Consider the following 16,683-nt stretch of genomic DNA (forward strand, 5'->3'; position numbering starts at 1 on the left):
GGACATGAGCGGGACGGACGCGGGTCGGGGGCCGTCGGCGCCCGGGGACCGGGCGGTGCCGGGGACCGCGGGAGGTCCGACGGTGCCCGGGGGCCGGCAGGTGCCAGGGGGTCGGGAGATTCCCGGTGATCGGGCCGTGGTCGCGTACGACGGGGACGGTCGCGCGGTCCCGCCCCTGCTCACCGGCCTGCTGCCCGCGGGGGTCGCGGCGACGGAGCTCCACGTCGGCCGGGGGGTGCACGATCTGCGCCGGTTCGGGCTGCTCGACGAGGCCGACCGGGCGGTCGTCGCCCGGGCCGTGGCCTCCCGGCGTGCCGAGTACGGCGACGTCCGGTGGTGTGCGCGGGACGCGCTCGCCAGACTGCTCCCCGGTGCGGCCGGCCCGGTGCGGCGCGGGGATCAGGGGATGCCGGTCTTCCCGGAGGGGTCCGTCGGCACCCTCTCCCACACCGACGGGGTCCGCGTGGCGGTGGTCGGGGACGCCCGACGGTGGAGGAGCCTGGGGTGCGACGTCGAGGTCGCGGACCCGCTGCCGGAGGAGGTGACGGCGATGGTGACCTCGGAGGGGGAACGACGGATGCTCGCCGCGGTCCGGCGGGGGCCGTCCGGGGAGCTCGCCCCGGGGGTCGCGGCGACGGTCCTGTTCAGCGCGAAGGAGTCCGTCTACAAGGCGTGGTTCCCGCTCGCCCGCCGGTTCCTCGACTTCGACGGGGCCGATCTGCGGCTCGACGCGGACGGGCGGTGGGAGGCGCGGATCCTCGACGCCCCGACGCCGGTGCCGGTCGTCGCCGGCCGGTGGGACGTGCGGGCCACCGGCGGGGGAGACGTCTACGTCGTCACGACGGCCGCCGTCGGGCGGGGGCCGTCGGCCGACGGTCAGTAGTACTGGCCGTGGCGGTAGTCCCAGGAGTTGAACTGCTCGGACAGGATGGCGACGATCTCGTCGACGTAGATCCCGCGGCGGATGAGCACCGGGCACGGGGACACCGACCGCTCGCCGTGCTGCTCGGGGACGAGGGCGCCGTCGGCGTCGACGAAGGAGACCATGACACCCTGCTCGTAGCGGGTCTCGACGGTTTTGTCCGGCTGGATGCCGGCGACGTACTCGTCGGACTCGATGACGAGGTCGGCCTCGCCGGCGATGGCCTCGCCGATGCCCGCGACGACGCCCCGGTTACCCTGGCCCGACGGGTTCGCCGAGCTGGCGAAGACGAGCCGGCGGTCCTTCTCGAAGAGCTCGCGGGCGATGTTCTCGCCCGGGACGCCGAACCGGATGACGAAGCAGCTCGTGCCCCGCGCGTCGGTGGCGAGCTCGTCGGCGCCGTCCGGCAGGAGGGCCTTGGCCTCCTCCCGCCACGGCAGGATGCAGCCCATGAGGATGTCCCGGTCCCAGCAGGTCTGGTAGAAGCGCTCGATCTCCGGCGTCATCTCGGCGAGCTCGCGGAGCTGCTCCATCGACCCGCAGAGGACGACCCCGGGCTTGTTCCGCTTCCGGTTCTTCACCGCGAACTTCCGCTCGAGGCCCTCGCGGTCGCTCGTGACGATGATGTAGCCGACCTTGGTCGGGCTGACGACGATGTGACCGGGCTCGCGGAGCAGGTCCACGGCCTCCTGCTGGAGACCGCCGTTCCACGGGATCTGGTTGCTGGACATCTTGTACCTCTCTGGTTCGGGGTCGGTGCCGCACGGCGTCGCACCGCGTCGCGCGGTGCTGCGCCGCGTCCCACACTATCTCACAGGTATCCCACTTTGCGGGAACGGCTGTCTCATTCAGTGGTTAACACAGTATGCCACGGGCGTGCGGCCCCGGCGCGGCCGGTGGACCACCCGGGGGGAGGTCAGGACAGGCCGTGCGGGCGGGCGACGAACACGCTCGCCGCGCGGTCGCCCCGCTCCCGGACCAGCGCGACGGCCCGGCCGGACGGGGTGACGGCCGCGTACACCCCGCGCATCCCGACCGGGTGCAGCCACTTGCCGAGGGCGAGGTCCGCCCCCTCCGCGTCGGAGATCTCACGGACGGGGAAGGACCGGACCACCGCCTCGTCCAGGGTCAGCGACAGGGCGGGCACCGGGGCCGCGCCCCCGGCCGGGGCGGCGTCGTCCGCGGGGCCGGACCCGTCGGCGGCGCTGTCCTCCCCGGCGCGGACCTCCGCCTCGAGCGCGTCGAGGGTGCGGGCCCCGTCGATCCCGAACGGGCCGACGGCCGTGCGGCGCAGCGCGGTCACGTGCCCGCCGACCCCGAGCTCCTCGCCGACGTCGCGGGCGATCGCGCGGATGAATGTCCCCGAGGAGCAGTGGACCGCCACCGACGCCGTCGGCACCGGCGCGGCGGCCCCGTCGGCGACCGCGGTGACGTCGAGGGCGTGGACGGTCACCGGCCGGGCGGGGAGCGTGACCTCCCGGCCCTCGCGGACGAGCTCGTGGGCGCGGCGGCCGTCGACCTTCACCGAGGACACGCTGCTGGGCCGCTGCATGATCTCGCCGACCTGGTGGGAGAACGCGGTGCGGATGCGGTCCTCCGTCACCGCGGCGAGCGCCTCCGGGGTCGCCCGGGTGAGGACCTCACCCGCGGCGTCGTCGGTGACCGTGGTCGTGCCGAACGCGATGTCGGCGGTGTAGCGCTTGTCGTCGCTGACGAGGTGGGCGAGGAACTTCGTGCCCCGTTCGACGCCGACGACGAGCACGCCCGTGGCGTCCGGGTCGAGGGTGCCGGCGTGGCCCACCCGCTTCGTCCGGAAGAGTCGTCGCAGGCGGGAGACGACGTCGTGACTCGTCATCCCCGCCGGTTTGTCGACGATGACGAGGCCGGAGCGCTCGAGGACGGACCCCGCCGGGCGGGCCGCGTCGGGTCGGGCCGGTCCGGCGTCCGGGCGGGGGGCGGAGGAGGGGCCTGAGGGGCGGTCGGTCATGCGGACAGTCTAGGGGGAGGGGTGATGTCGTAGTCTGGTCGGCGTGGATATCTGGCACGGACTCGACAGCGTCCCCTCCGACCTCACGGGCTCGGTCGTCACCATCGGGGTGTTCGACGGCGTGCACCGTGGGCACCGTGAGCTGATCTCCCGCGCGGTCACGGCGGCGCGGTCGCTCGGGGTCCCGGCGGTGATGTGCACGTTCGACCCCCACCCGACCGAGATCTTCAGCCCGGACCGGGTGCCGCCGCTGCTCGGCACGGTCGCCCAGCGGGCGGCCCTGGCGGGGGAGGCGGGCATCGACGCCGCCGTCGTCATCTCCTTCGACGACGAGATCTCCTCGTGGTCGCCGGCCGAGTACGTCGACCGCGTGCTCGTCGACACGTTGCACGCCCGGGCGGTCGTCGTCGGGGCGAACTTCACCTTCGGCCACCGCGCGTCCGGCACCCCGGAGACGCTCGTCGAGCTCGGTCGGGAGCGTGGCATCGACGTCACGGTCGTCGACCTCCTCACGGACCCCGGGGCACCGGCCGGGGGTGACGACGCCGCGACCGCCGCGGGGGCCGCCGCCGGTGCCGCCGGTGACGGCGGGGACGGGGCGGAGGCCGACGGCTCCGGGTCGGGGAACCGGCACGTCGTCTGCTCGACGTGGATCCGGGGCCGGCTCGCGGCCGGGGACGTCGAGGGGGCGGCCGAGGCCCTCGGCCGGGACTTCGACGTCGTCGGGGAGGTCGTGCACGGTGCCGGTCGGGGCGGGGCGGAGCTGGGGTTCCCGACGGCGAACCTGTACCTCGACGAGCGCTACGCCCTGCCCGCGGACGGGGTCTACGCCGGCTACCTGCGGATCCTGCCTGACCCGGAGGCGGGGGTGGACGCCGGGGCGGTCGTCGGCACGATGCCCGTGGACGTCGACCTGCCCGCGGCGGTGTCCGTCGGCTCGAACCCGACCTTCGGCGACGCCCGCCGGAGCGTGGAGGCCTTCGTCCTCGACCACCACGCGGACCTCTACGGCCGCCGGGTGCGGGTGCGCTTCACCGGGCGGGTCCGGGGCATGGTCGCGTTCAGCGGCGTCGACGAGCTCATGGACGCCATCGCCCGGGACGTGGCGCAGGTGCGGGGGATGACGGTCGCGCCGACCTCGGCCTGAGGTGGGGCGGCGTCCGGGTCCGCGGGCGGCCGGCTGCGGCCGGGCGGGGCCGGGTCGGCGGGACCCGGGTTTGGGTCGGGCGGGACGGCACGCTAGGCTTGACCGGTCCGTGACTGTGGTCCGCGGTAGTCACGGCACCCGGCAGCCCCTGCGCCGGACGGCACCCACGGCGTCGTTCCCCCCCAGGAACCGGGTCCGATCGCGCGGACTGGAACAACGATCCGAGGAGACACACATGGCTTTGACCACCGAGCAGAAGAGCGCGACCCTCAAGGAGTTCGGCCTCCACGAGACGGACACCGGGTCCCCGGAGGCGCAGGTCGCGCTTCTCACGGTCCGCATCCGCCAGCTCACCGAGCACCTGAAGATGCACAAGCACGACCACCACTCCCGCCGCGGCCTCCTGCTCCTCGTCGGCCGCCGCAAGGGCCTCCTGAAGTACCTCCAGGAGAACAACGTCGAGCGCTACCGTACGCTCATCGAGCGCCTCGGCCTGCGCCGCTGAGTCCCGGCCGGCGTCCCCGGGGGTCCGTCCCCCGCGGCCGACGCCGGCGGCCCGTGCCCGGTGGGACACCGGGCACATCCACGGCTGACCCCGTCGCCCCCACCGGGCGGCGGGGTTCCGTCGTGTCCGGGGTGGTAGGGTCTGGGGGGAATTGTCACGAATCACACCGAGACCATCGAGGACAATCGCGACGCCCGCCAGGGGCGCCGCCGACCCGGAGGCAACGGCCCCGGGCCCGACCCCGTCCCACCGTGACAGCCGGCACCGACGATCGGCCGTCACCGGGCGGGGAACGACAGAGAGAAAGGCGCAAACTCAGTACATGAGCGCTCACAAGGCAGAACTCATCGACGCCGACGCCGGTGTCTGGGAGTCCGTGGCCACCATCGACAACGGTGACTTCGGGACCCGCACGGTCCGCTTCGAGACCGGGCTCCTCGCCCGCCAGGCGGACGGGGCCGTGACGGCCTACCTGGACGAGGACACGATGCTCCTCTCCACGACGACCGCGTCGACCCACCCCCGGGAGGGGCTGGACTTCTTCCCCCTCACCGTCGACGTCGAGGAGCGGATGTACGCCGCGGGGCGGATCCCCGGCAGCTTCTTCCGCCGTGAGGGGCGCCCGAGCACGGAGGCGATCCTCGCCGCGCGGCAGATCGACCGCCCGCTCCGGCCGACGTTCGTCAAGGGCCTGCGCAACGAGGTGCAGGTCGTCGTGACCGTCATGTCGGTCGACCCGCAGGAGCTCTACGACGTCCTCGCCATCAACGGCGCGTCCGCCTCCACCCAGCTGTCCGGCCTGCCGGTGTCCGGCGCGGTCGGCGGTGTCCGCATGGCGCTCGTCGTCGACGACGACCACGCCGACGGGCAGTGGGTCGCGTTCCCGACCCGTGATCAGGTCGCGTCCTCGGTCTTCGAGCTCGTCGTCGCGGGCCGTGTCGTCGAGCAGCCGAAGGGCGGCCGCCGCCGGAAGTCCGGTGGCGACGGCGCCGATCAGGTCGCGATCATGATGGTCGAGGCCGGGGCCACCGCCGACGTCGTGGAGAAGGTCGCCGCCGGCGCCCCGGCCCCGACCGAGGCCGTCGTCGCCGAGGGCATCGAGGCGGCGAAGCCGTTCATCGCGGAGCTGTGCGGGGCCCAGGCCGCGCTCGCCGCCGCCGTCGACCCGACGACCCGCGAGTTCGAGCTCTTCCCGCCCTTCGGCGAGGACGTGCTCAGCGCCGTCGAGGCCGAGGCCGCCGACGCGCTCGCGGACATCATGTCCGTCGCCGACAAGCAGGAGCGCGACGAGGCCCTCGCCGCGAACCTCGACGAGGTCGTCGAGACCCTGGCCGGGCAGTTCCCCGACCGGGAGCGCGAGATCCGGGCCGCCCACAACGACGTCACGAAGACCATCGTCCGGGACCGGATCCTCACCGAGGGCTTCCGCATCGACGGCCGGGACCACACGACGATCCGTGACCTCGGCATCGTCGTCCAGTTCCTCCCGCGCGCCCACGGCTCGGCGGTGTTCGAGCGGGGCGAGACCCAGATCCTCGGGGTCACGACGCTCGACATGCTGAAGATGGAGCAGCAGATCGACGGCCTCGGCTCCAACGAGTCGAAGCGGTACATCCACCACTACAACTTCCCGCCGTACTCCACGGGTGAGACCGGACGCGTCGGCAGCCCGAAGCGCCGTGAGATCGGCCACGGGGCCCTCGCCGAGCGCGCGCTCGTCCCCGTCATCCCGTCCCGGGAGGACTTCCCGTACACGATCCGCCAGGTCTCCGAGGCGCTGGGCTCCAACGGCTCGACGTCGATGGGCTCCGTGTGCGCCTCGACCCTGTCGCTGTACAACGCCGGTGTGCCGCTGAAGGCCCCGGTCGCGGGCATCGCGATGGGCCTCGTCAGCGGCACGGTCAAGGGCAAGGAGCGGTTCGTCACGCTCACCGACATCCTCGGGGCCGAGGACGCGTTCGGTGACATGGACTTCAAGGTCGCCGGCACCGAGGACTTCGTCACGGCCCTCCAGCTGGACACGAAGCTCGACGGTGTGCCGTCGTCCGTCCTCGGCGACGCCCTGACGCAGGCCCGGACCGCCCGGCTCGAGATCCTCTCGACGATGGCCGAGGCGATCGACTCCCCGGACGAGATGAGCGACAACGCCCCCCGGATCACGACGCTCCAGGTCCCGCCGAGCAAGATCGGCGAGCTCATCGGCCCGAAGGGCAAGACGATCAACCAGATCACCGAGGAGACCGGCGCCCAGATCACGATCGAGGACGACGGCACCGTCTTCGTCTCCGCGACCGACGGTGCCGCCGCCGAGGCGGCCGTCGACCGCGTCAACGCGATCGCGAACCCGCAGCTGCCGAAGGTCGGGGACCGCTTCCTCGGGACCGTCGTGAAGACGACGGCCTTCGGCGCGTTCGTCTCGATCCTCCCGGGGCGCGACGGCCTCGTCCACATCTCGAACCTCGGCGGCGACCGCCGCGTGGAGAAGGTCGAGGACGAGGTCTCCGTCGGCGAGAAGATCCAGGTCGAGATCGCCGACATCGACAACCGGGGCAAGATCTCCCTCGTCCCCGTCGGGGAATGACGCGCCCCGTCACCGTCGGGGTGTGACCCCGCCGTCCACCCGGGGACCTGACCGGCGGCCACCGACCGGCCCGCCCGTCAGGTCCCCGTCCTTGAGTCCACTTCCCACCGAAGGAGTTGAAGATGACGAGAGTCGGAGTTCTTGGTGCCCACGGACGTGTGGGGACAGCGGTCGTCGCCGCCGTGGAGGCCAGGGAGGACCTGGAGCTCTCGGCCGCGCTGGACAGCGGTGACGACCTGCAGCAGCTGGTGGACAGCGGCACGGAGGTCGTCGTCGACTTCACCGTGCCGGACGCGGTGATGGACAACGTCGGGTTCTGCGTCCGCCACGGCATCCACGCCGTCGTCGGGACGACGGGGTGGACGGCCGAGCGGTACGAGACCGTCCGCGGCTGGCTGGCGGACGCCCCCGGGGTCGGCGTGCTCGTCGCCCCGAACTTCGCGATCTCGGCGGTGCTCACCATGCACCTGGCGCGGATCGCCGCCCCCTACTTCGAGTCGGCGGAGGTCATCGAGCTCCACCACCCGAACAAGAAGGACGCCCCGTCGGGCACGGCGGTGCACACCGCCGAGGGCATCGCCGCCGCGCGGGCGGAGGCCGGCCTCGGCGCGCAGCCGGACGCGACGGAGCAGTCCCTGGACGGCGCCCGCGGGGCCGACGTCGACGGCGTCCCCGTGCACGCGGTGCGCATGACGGGCATGGTCGCCCACGAGCAGGTCATCTTCGGGACGACGGGGCAGTCGTTGACGATCCGCCAGGACTCCTACGACCGGGAGTCGTTCGTCCCGGGCGTGCTCCTCGGTGTCGACCGGATCGCGTCCACCCCCGGGCTCACCGTGGGGCTGGAGCACGTCCTCGGCCTCGACAGCTGAGGCCCGGCGTGGCATCAGCAGCGGACCTGGACGTCCGCCTCATCGCGCGGACGGACTTCACGCCGCCGTCGGACGTGGACTGGTCGACCGACGCGGACGGCCCCGCCGCCCTCGTCGAGTTCGCCGGGCGCGCGTGCTACGAGACGTGGGACAAGCCGAACCCGCACACCGCGACGAACGCGGCGTACCTGCGCCACATCCTCGACGTGGGCCACTTCGCGGTCCTCGAGCACGCGACCGCGACGGTGTACGTGCGGGGGGTCTCGCGCTCCTGCGCCCAGGAGATCATGCGGCACCGGCACTTCTCCTTCAGCCAGCTGTCCCAGCGGTACGTCCACGCGGACGGCACGCGCGTCGTCGTGCCCGCCGCGGTCGCCGCGGACGAGCGGCTCACCGAGCTGTTCCTCCGGGCCGTCGACGTCGCGGGGGAGGCGTACGCGGAGCTCCTCGAGGGGCTCGACGACGCCCCCTCCGCGGACGGGGCCGCCGGCTCGCGGACGGGCGGGAACTCTGTCCTGCGGGACAAGCAGGCGCGGCAGGCGGCCCGGGCGGTGCTCCCGAACGCGACGGAGACCCGGTTCGTCATGACCGGGAACCTCCGTTCGTGGCGGCACTTCATCGCGATGCGTGCCGTCGAGCACGCCGACCCCGAGATCAGGGAGGTCGCGGTGCGGTGCCTGCGGTTGCTCACGGAGATGAGCCCGGAGGTCTTCGGGGATTTCTCGGTGACGACGCTGCGGGACGGCTCGGCGATGGCCTCGAGTCCGTACGTCAACGACATCTGATCCGCTGCGCCGGCCGCGGCACGCCGGGGCACCGGGTGTGTGTCTTCACCCTGTCGGCAGGTACCCTTGACATTCATGAGCACAGGCATGGCAGCGACCAGAGGAGCCGAGACCTTCGGCACGGTCTCAGTGGCGATGGTGACCCCGTTCGCCGAGGACGGGTCACTGGACCTGGAGGCGGGGGTGGTCCTCGCGGGCCGTCTCGTCGACCAGGGCTGCGATTCCCTCGTCCTCGGCGGCACGACGGGTGAGTCACCCACCGTGTCCGTGGAGGAGAAGCTCCGCCTGCTCACAGCGGTACGGTCCGAACTCGGCGACACCGTCTCACTCGTCGCCGGTGCAGGAACGTACGACACCGCCGAGTCCGTGCGCATCGCGAAGGCGTCCCAGGACGCCGGTGCGGACGGGCTGCTCGTCGTCACCCCGTACTACTCCCGGCCCAGCCAGGAGGGCATCTACCGGCACTTCACGGCCGTCGCCGACGCCGTCGACACGCCGGTGTGCATCTACGACATCCCCTCGCGGTCGGTCGTCCCGGTCGCCCCGGAGACGATCCGTCGGCTGGCGGGACACCCGTCGGTCGTGGCCGTCAAGGACGCCAAGGGCGACCTCTTCGCGGCGACCGAGCTCATGGAGACGACGGACCTCGCGTGGTACTCGGGTGACGATCCACTCAATCTTTCCTGGCTCGCCGCCGGTGCGACGGGGTTCATCTCCGTCATCGGCCACGTGGCGGCCACGGAACTCAAGGCCTTGCGGGACGCCTTCGACGCAGGTGATCTCGCCACGGCCCGCACGATCGCCGTGCGCCTCGCCCCGCTTCAGCGGGCGATGGGGCGTCTCGGTGGCGTGGCATTCGCGAAGGCGGCACTCCGCCTCCGTGGCGTCGAGGTCGGCGCGCCGCGCCTGCCCATCATCGAACCGACCCCGGCTGAGCTCGATCAGCTGGAGCAAGACCTGCAGGACGCAGGGGTGTAAGGAAGATATGACTGAAAACCGATCGCGGGGCCGCAAGGTCACCCGCAAGGCCGCGCCGCCGAGCGCGGACACCGCAGCCGCAGCAGAAGCGGGCAACACGACCGCCGACGAGCAGGACACGGGCCGCGACACCGCGGTGACCACGTTCGACGACGGCGGTCGCGCCGCCGCCCCGGAGTCCGGGGACAACGACTCCACGGGGGACCGTCAGAACTCCGACGGCGACCGGGACACCGGTGACGCCGGCAACGGCGGTAACGGGAACAACGACGGCAACGGCGGCCGGAACCGTTCGCGTCGCGCCCGCGGCCGCGGCAACAACGGCGGCGGCAACAACTCCGGCAACAACAACGGCGGCGGCAACAACGGCGGCGGCAACGACAACTCCGGCAACAACAACGGCGGCGGCTCCAAGGGCGGCCGCGGCGGCCGGGGCCAGGGCTCCGGCAACGGCGGCCAGTCCGGCCGCGGGGGCCAGCGCGGCGGCCGTGGTCGCCAGGACCGCGGCGACAACCGCGGCGACAACCGCAAGGGCACGCTGAAGTCGATGCAGGGCGCGGACCTCACGCAGCGGCTCCCGAAGCCGCCGAAGGCGCCGAAGGACGGTCTGCGGATCGTGGCGCTCGGCGGGATCTCGGAGATCGGCCGTAACATGACGGTCTTCGAGTACCACAACCGTCTGCTCATCATCGACTGCGGCGTCCTCTTCCCGAGCTCGGGCGAGCCCGGCGTCGACCTCATCCTCCCGGACTTCTCCTACCTGGACGACAAGTGGGACCGCGTCGAGGCCCTCGTCATCACCCACGGTCACGAGGACCACATCGGCGCCATCCCGTGGCTGCTCAAGCAGCGCGCGGACATCCCGATCATCGGGTCCCGCTTCACGAACGCGCTCATCCAGGCGAAGTGCCAGGAGCACCGGCAGCGCCCGAAGCTCATCGAGGTCGACGAGAACTCGCACGAGAGCCGCGGCCCGTTCGACATCCGCTTCTTCGCGGTCAACCACTCCATCCCGGAGTGCCTCGGCATCGCGCTGAAGACCGGCGCCGGCCTGCTCGTCCACACCGGTGACATCAAGCTGGACCAGACCCCGCTCGACGGTCGTCCGACGGACCTGCCGGCCCTCTCCCGCTTCGGCGACGAGGGTGTCGACCTGTTCCTCTGCGACTCGACGAACGCGACGACGCCGGGCATCTCCGGCTCCGAGGCGGCGATCGCGCCGACGCTGCGCCGGCTCGTCGGCGAGGCGAAGCAGCGCGTCATCATCGCGTCGTTCGCGTCGAACGTCTCCCGTGTCCAGTCCGCGGTCGACGCCGCGGTCTCGGCCGGGCGCAAGGTGGCCTTCAACGGCCGCTCGATGATCCGGAACATGGAGATCGCCGAGCGCCTCGGCCTGCTCACGGCACCGCGCGGCACGATCGTGTCGATGGACGAGGCCGCGAAGATGGCCCCGCACAAGGTCGTGCTCGTCACGACCGGCACGCAGGGCGAGCCGATGGCGGCCCTGTCCCGCATGGCCCGCCGCGAGCACCGTCAGATCACCGTCCGCCACGGTGACCTCATCATCCTGTCCTCGTCGCTCGTCCCGGGTAACGAGGAGGCGGTGTACGGCGTCATCAACATGCTGTCCCAGATCGGCGCGACGGTCATCACCGGCCGGGACGCCCAGGTCCACACCTCCGGTCACGGCTACTCCGGGGAGCTGCTGTTCCTCTACAACGCCGCCCGGCCGCGCAACGCGATGCCGGTCCACGGTGAGTGGCGCCACCTCCGGGCCAACCGGGATCTCGCGATCTCGACCGGCGTCAACCCGGACAACGTCCCGCTCGCCCAGAACGGTGTCGTCGTCGACCTCGTCGACGGGCGCGCGAGCGTCGTCGGCCAGATCCCCGTGGGCAACCTCTACGTCGACGGCACCACGATGGGTGACGTCGGGGAGGAGGTCCTCGAGGACCGCACGACGATGGCGGAGGGCGGCCTCATCTCCGTCACCGTCGTCATCGACAACCGGAGCAGCCGCCCGCTGGAGGACCCGCAGGTCCAGGCGAAGGGCTTCTCCGACGCCTCCCGCGACATGATGTCCGAGGTCCGCGAGCTCGTCGACAACGTCATGCTCGACCTCGCCGGCCAGGGGGAGAACGACCCCTACCGGATGGCGCAGGCGATCCGGCGGAAGGTCGCGAAGTTCGTCAAGGACAAGTGGAAGCGTGAGCCGCTCGTCGTGCCGACCGTCGTCCCGATGACGAGCGAGATCATCGAGGAGATCGACCCGGCCGACGCCGTCGTCGACTGACGCCGTCACCCTGTCACCGGTTCCGCCCGGTGGTGCCGCCAGCCGGTGCCGCCGGGCGGTTCCGTGTCCGGGGCCGTGTCCGGGGCCGGCTCGGGGGGGGGCGGGGCCGGGTCGGGGCCGGTCCGGGCTCACGTGCGGGGCCCGGGCCGGGGCCGGGGACGCGGGGGCGTGCGTAGGGTGGGGGCATGAGTATCGCCTCCCGTGAACGACGCGCCCTCGCCGACCTCCTCCTCGAGCGGGGCCCGGACGCCCCGACGCTGTGCGAGGGGTGGACGACGAAGGACCTCGCCGTCCACCTCGTCGTCCGCGAGTACCGGCCCGACGCCGCGGCGGGCATGGTCGTCCCCCGCCTCGCGGGGCACCTCGACGAGGTGAGCAGGCAGGTCGCGGCCCGCGGTTACGCCGACGCCGTGCGGCTCTTCCGGGCCGGCCCGCCCCGGTGGAGCCCGATGGCCCTGCTGGACCCGGTGGTGAACCTCGCGGAGAACATCATCCACCACGAGGACGTCCGTCGGGCCGGTGCCGCGGGGTCCGGGGGAGAGGGGTCGGGGGTCGACGCCGTCCCTCCGCGGGATCTCCCGCAGCGCACCCGCGACGCGGTGTGGCGGGTCGTCCGGCTCGCCGCGCCGGTGTTCCTCTCGACGGCCGACGCGCGCGTGACCCTGCGCCGGGCCGACCCCGGGCGCGGCCCGGCGACCCGCACGGCCGGGCGTAGCGGCGCCGCGGACACCGTGACGGTCAGCGGTGACGCGGTGGAACTGCTGCTGTGGCTGTACGGCCGGGACGGTGCCGCGCAGGTCGTCGTCGACGGCCCGGTGGAGCGGGCGACGCGGACCGCGATCTGACGCCCCCGCCCGCCCGGCGTCCGGCCTGCGGTGCGGCCCCGGCTCCGCCACGGACCGGCCCGGGCGTCCGGCCCCGGACGCCGCCGGCGCGCCGGCACGAACGGGACGCGTGTTGCAACTGTTACGGATGGGGTCTGACAACGTAGACTGGCGGGCATGTCAACGACCAGTCGTACCCACTCGCAGACCCGACCGCGGGGTGCTGGCCCGCGCGACGCCGCGCGCCGGCCCACGCGCGCGCGGGCACCCTACGATACGACTGACTTTGAACGGACCTCCGGCGCGTTCGGCGCGGTCGGGTCCTCCCTCGGTTCCGTCTTCGGCGGGGCCGCGCGGGGGATCGGCGGCCTCACGCGCCGCCTCGCGACGGCGCCGGCCACCCGGGCGTCCCGGGCCGACGACGACGCCGTCGAGGGTCGCGGTCAAGCCGGAGGGCTGGACGACGACCTCATGGCGGAGGAGGCGACGACCGTCATGACGGCGTCCCCTCGTCGCGGCCGGGGCCGTGGCCGGCGCCGGGCCGCCGCCGACGCCGGCACGACCGGCGCGACCGGCACGGAGACCACCGGCCCCGATGCCCCGACGACCGTCGTCGCCGGGGCCGGCCGCCGGGGGGCCGGTGACGACGGCGACCGGTCCGACGCCGACACCGCCGCGGACGACGCCGCGACCACCGGCGCCGGGGACCGGCCCGGCACCGTCCCCGACACGACCCGGCTCGGGGGCGGCATCGACGGCCCGGCCATCGGCGTCGTCGCCCTCGCCCTCGTCCTCGCGGGGACGCTGTGGTTCGGCGTCGGCGGGGCCGTCGGCACCGGCGTCGCGTTCGCGCTGACGTGGGTCGTCGGTGCGGCCGCCCTCGTCGTCCCGGTGCTGCTGGCGGGCGTGGCGTGGATCCTCATGGTCGGCGTGGACGTCACCCAGCGCTCCCGCGTCCGGCTCGGCGTCGGCACGGGGCTCATCGTCCTCGCGATGCTGGGGATGGTCCACATCTTCGCCGGTCAGCCCGGGGACACGGTCGGCCGGGCGCATGCCGGCGGCATCGTCGGCACGCTCGTCGGCACCCCGATGGCCGTCGGGTTCAGCCCGTTCCTCGCGGTGCCGCTGCTCGCCCTCGTCGTGCTCTACGGTGGCCTCCAGCTCACCGGGCTCACGGTCCGTGACCTCGCGCGCACGGTCGGGGACTGGCTGGGCTTCGGCCACGCCGACGACGACTGGGACGGGGAGTGGGACGACGCCGACACCTCCGCGGTCGACGCCGGTGACGGGGACGACGCCTACGGCTACGTCACCGGTGAGCTCGAGGCGGCCGCCGCCGGCGACCGGGCCCCGCGCGCGTCCGCGCTGCGGCAGGGGGCACGGCGCCGGGTCGGCTCCAGCCCGATGGAGAACTACCCCGTGACCCCCCGGGACGGGCGGGGCGCGGGCCGCGGCGCGTCGGCCGGTGCCGGGGCGGCGGGCGCGGCCGGCGCCGCGGTGAACGCCGGCAGGGCCGACACGGCTGACGTGGCCGACGCAGCCGACGACGAGGGCCGCACCCTCGAACTCAGCCGGGCGGCGCGCGGCCGGGGCCGGACGCCGGGCCGCGGCCCGGCGACGCGTCACGGCGCAGGCCCGCGCTCACTCGACGACAACCTGCTGGACGACGACCTGCTCGACGACGGCACCGCCGACGCCGCCGCCACCGCCGCCGCGTCCCCGGCGGACACCCCGGCCGCCGCCGGCGCGGACGGGGCCACGTCCCGCGCGGACGTCCGCGCGGCGGGGAGGTCCGCGTCGACCCCCGCCCCCGCACCCCGCGAGGACCGGGACACCGCCGCACCCGCCGCCCGCCGCACCCGCCCCGCGCCGACGGCCGGAACCGGCGCGACCGACGGTGCCGGCGACAACCGCCCCGCCGACGCCCCGGACACCGGCGACCGGGACCCCGTGCGCGAGGCCGCCCGCCGGGCCATCGCCGCGCGCTCCGGCGTCGACGCCGCCGAGGTCACCCGCGCGGCCGCGGCGTCGACCCCGGACGCGGCCCCGACCCCGGACGCCGGGCCGTCGCACTACGACCTGCCCTCGACCGACCTGCTCGTCCCCGGCGACGCCCCGAAGGAACGCAGCGCCGTCAACGACGCGATGATCGACGCGATCACCGACGTCTTCGAGGAGTTCAAGGTCGACGCGCACGTCACCGGCTTCTCCCGCGGCCCGACGGTCACGCGCTACGAGGTGGAGCTCGGCCCCGGCGTCAAGGTCTCGAAGATCACGAACCTCCAGTCCAACCTCGCGTACGCGGCGGCGACGGACAACGTCCGGCTGCTGACCCCGATCCCGGGCAAGTCGGCGGTGGGCATCGAGGTGCCGAACGCGGACCGCGAGATCGTCCGCCTCGGCGACGTGCTCAGCGCCCCGGAGGTCGTCGCGGACCGGGACCCGATGGTCATCGGCCTCGGCAAGGACATCGAGGGCGACTTCGTCACGCACAGCATCCAGAAGATGCCGCACCTCCTCGTCGCCGGGTCCACCGGCTCGGGTAAGTCGGCGTTCGTCAACTCGATGCTCGTGTCCCTGCTCACCCGGGCGACCCCGGAGGAGGTGCGGCTCATCCTCGTCGACCCGAAGATGGTCGAGCTCACCCCCTACGAGGGGATCCCGCACCTCATCACCCCGATCATCACCCAGCCGAAGAAGGCTGCGGCGGCGCTGACGTGGCTGGTGGAGGAGATGGAGCAGCGGTACATGGACATGAAGTCCACCCGCGTGCGCCACATCAAGGACTTCAACCGGAAGGTGCTGTCCGGGGAGATCCAGACCCCGCTCGGGTCGGAGCGCGAGTACCGGCCGTACCCGTACATCGTCTGTGTCGTCGACGAGCTCGCCGACCTCATGATGACCGCGCCCCGGGAGATCGAGGACTCCATCGTCCGCATCACCCAGAAGGCGCGCGCGGCGGGCATCCACCTCGTCCTCGCGACGCAGCGGCCGTCCGTCGACGTCGTCACGGGCCTCATCAAGACGAACGTGCCGTCCCGGCTGGCCTTCGCGACGTCGTCGCTGACGGACTCCCGGGTCATCCTCGACCAGCCGGGGGCGGAGAAGCTCATCGGCATGGGCGACGGCCTGTTCATCCCGCAGGGTGCCGGCCGGCCCCAGCGCATCCAGGGGTCGTTCGTCACCGACGAGGAGGTCCAGGCCGTCGTCGACGCCGCGAAGGCGCAGGCGGAGCCGGACTACACCGAGGGTGTGACGGAGGACAAGGCCGCCGAGGCGACGAAGGACATCGACCCGGACATCGGCGGTGACCTCGACGACCTTATCCAGGCGGTGGAGCTCGTCGTGACCTCCCAGTTCGGGTCGACGTCGATGCTCCAGCGCAAGCTCCGCGTGGGGTTCGCGAAGGCCGGGCGTCTCATGGACCTCATGGAGACCCGGGGCGTCGTCGGCCCGTCGGAGGGCTCGAAGGCCCGCGAGGTGCTCGTCAAGCCCGAGGAACTCGACACGATCCTGTGGATGATCAAGGGCGCGGACCCGGCGGACGCGCCGAAGGAGGCCGACGGCGGCCACGGTCCGACCGGGGAGGGGGACGACGGCTCCCACGGCGCGGGCACGGCGTCGACCCCCGACGGCGACGCCCCGGCGACGGACGGGGCGGAGGCCTCCGTGGTGCGGGCGACGGCGAACCCGTCCCGCACGGCGTTCTGACCGGCCCGGCCGGGGCGCTCCCCGCCGGGGGCGTGTGTGCGGGCCTCCGGGCACGTCGGTAAACTCGGCTCAGTCATG

At 73.4% G+C, this 16,683-nt stretch carries 11 protein-coding genes and 1 pseudogene; 10 read left to right on the top strand and 2 right to left on the bottom strand.

What is annotated here, in order from left to right; genetic code table 11:
• Positions 1-136 precede the first annotated feature (136 nt).
• The gene (locus tag CBOVI_RS04660) at positions 137-883 is read left to right on the top strand and encodes a 4'-phosphopantetheinyl transferase family protein (RefSeq protein ID WP_010265443.1); all 747 of its coding nucleotides are present in this window, start codon (positions 137-139) and stop codon (positions 881-883) included.
• Here CBOVI_RS04660 and CBOVI_RS04665 read toward each other — a convergent pair.
• Together CBOVI_RS04665 and truB are read right to left on the bottom strand one after the other, a co-directional pair.
• A complete protein-coding gene (locus tag CBOVI_RS04665) occupies positions 877-1,653 on the bottom strand; it encodes an L-threonylcarbamoyladenylate synthase (protein WP_010265444.1) in 777 nt (258 codons plus the stop codon). The two genes, CBOVI_RS04660 and CBOVI_RS04665, sit on opposite strands and share 7 nt — an antisense overlap.
• 185 nt (positions 1,654-1,838) lie before the next feature.
• On the bottom strand, positions 1,839-2,777 hold the full coding sequence (gene truB / locus CBOVI_RS04670; RefSeq protein ID WP_232626003.1) for a tRNA pseudouridine(55) synthase TruB: 939 nt from the start codon (positions 2,775-2,777) through the stop codon (positions 1,839-1,841).
• A 175-nt stretch (positions 2,778-2,952) separates the two neighbouring features.
• Between truB and CBOVI_RS04675 the strand changes: the two genes are divergently transcribed.
• The 9 genes and pseudogenes from CBOVI_RS04675 to CBOVI_RS10865 form a co-directional block, all read left to right on the top strand.
• Positions 2,953-4,056 carry a bifunctional riboflavin kinase/FAD synthetase gene (locus CBOVI_RS04675; RefSeq protein ID WP_010265446.1) on the top strand — a complete coding sequence of 368 codons (1,104 nt, stop codon included), beginning with the start codon at positions 2,953-2,955 and terminating at the stop codon, positions 4,054-4,056.
• Positions 4,057-4,291: 235 nt separating this feature from the next.
• Positions 4,292-4,561, top strand: coding sequence for a 30S ribosomal protein S15 (gene rpsO / locus CBOVI_RS04680; protein WP_029157712.1), 270 nt, complete (start codon positions 4,292-4,294; stop codon positions 4,559-4,561).
• A gap of 322 nt (positions 4,562-4,883) precedes the next feature.
• Entirely contained in the window at positions 4,884-7,142 is a 2,259-nt protein-coding gene (locus CBOVI_RS04685) for a polyribonucleotide nucleotidyltransferase (protein WP_010265448.1), read from the top strand.
• Positions 7,143-7,264: 122 nt separating this feature from the next.
• A complete protein-coding gene (gene dapB / locus CBOVI_RS04690) occupies positions 7,265-8,014 on the top strand; it encodes a 4-hydroxy-tetrahydrodipicolinate reductase (protein ID WP_029157713.1) in 750 nt (249 codons plus the stop codon).
• Positions 8,015-8,022: 8 nt separating this feature from the next.
• Entirely contained in the window at positions 8,023-8,799 is a 777-nt protein-coding gene (gene thyX / locus CBOVI_RS04695) for an FAD-dependent thymidylate synthase (RefSeq protein ID WP_010265450.1), read from the top strand.
• 75 nt (positions 8,800-8,874) lie between these two features.
• Positions 8,875-9,777, top strand: coding sequence for a 4-hydroxy-tetrahydrodipicolinate synthase (dapA, locus tag CBOVI_RS04700; protein WP_010265452.1), 903 nt, complete (start codon positions 8,875-8,877; stop codon positions 9,775-9,777).
• A 7-nt stretch (positions 9,778-9,784) separates the two neighbouring features.
• Positions 9,785-12,070 (top strand): ribonuclease J, encoded by a 2,286-nt coding sequence (locus CBOVI_RS04705; protein ID WP_232625866.1) that lies wholly within the window; start codon positions 9,785-9,787, stop codon positions 12,068-12,070.
• A gap of 185 nt (positions 12,071-12,255) precedes the next feature.
• Positions 12,256-12,915: a TIGR03085 family metal-binding protein gene (locus CBOVI_RS04710; RefSeq protein ID WP_125187069.1), complete on the top strand. Its 660-nt coding sequence runs from the start codon at positions 12,256-12,258 to the stop codon at positions 12,913-12,915.
• Positions 12,916-14,967: 2,052 nt separating this feature from the next.
• A pseudogene (locus tag CBOVI_RS10865) lies at positions 14,968-16,605 on the top strand (DNA translocase FtsK); the annotation flags it as partial.
• Positions 16,606-16,683 lie beyond the last annotated feature (78 nt).

Source organism: Corynebacterium bovis DSM 20582 = CIP 54.80, assembly GCF_030408615.1.
GTDB classification, from domain to species: Bacteria; Actinomycetota; Actinomycetes; order Mycobacteriales; family Mycobacteriaceae; genus Corynebacterium; species Corynebacterium bovis.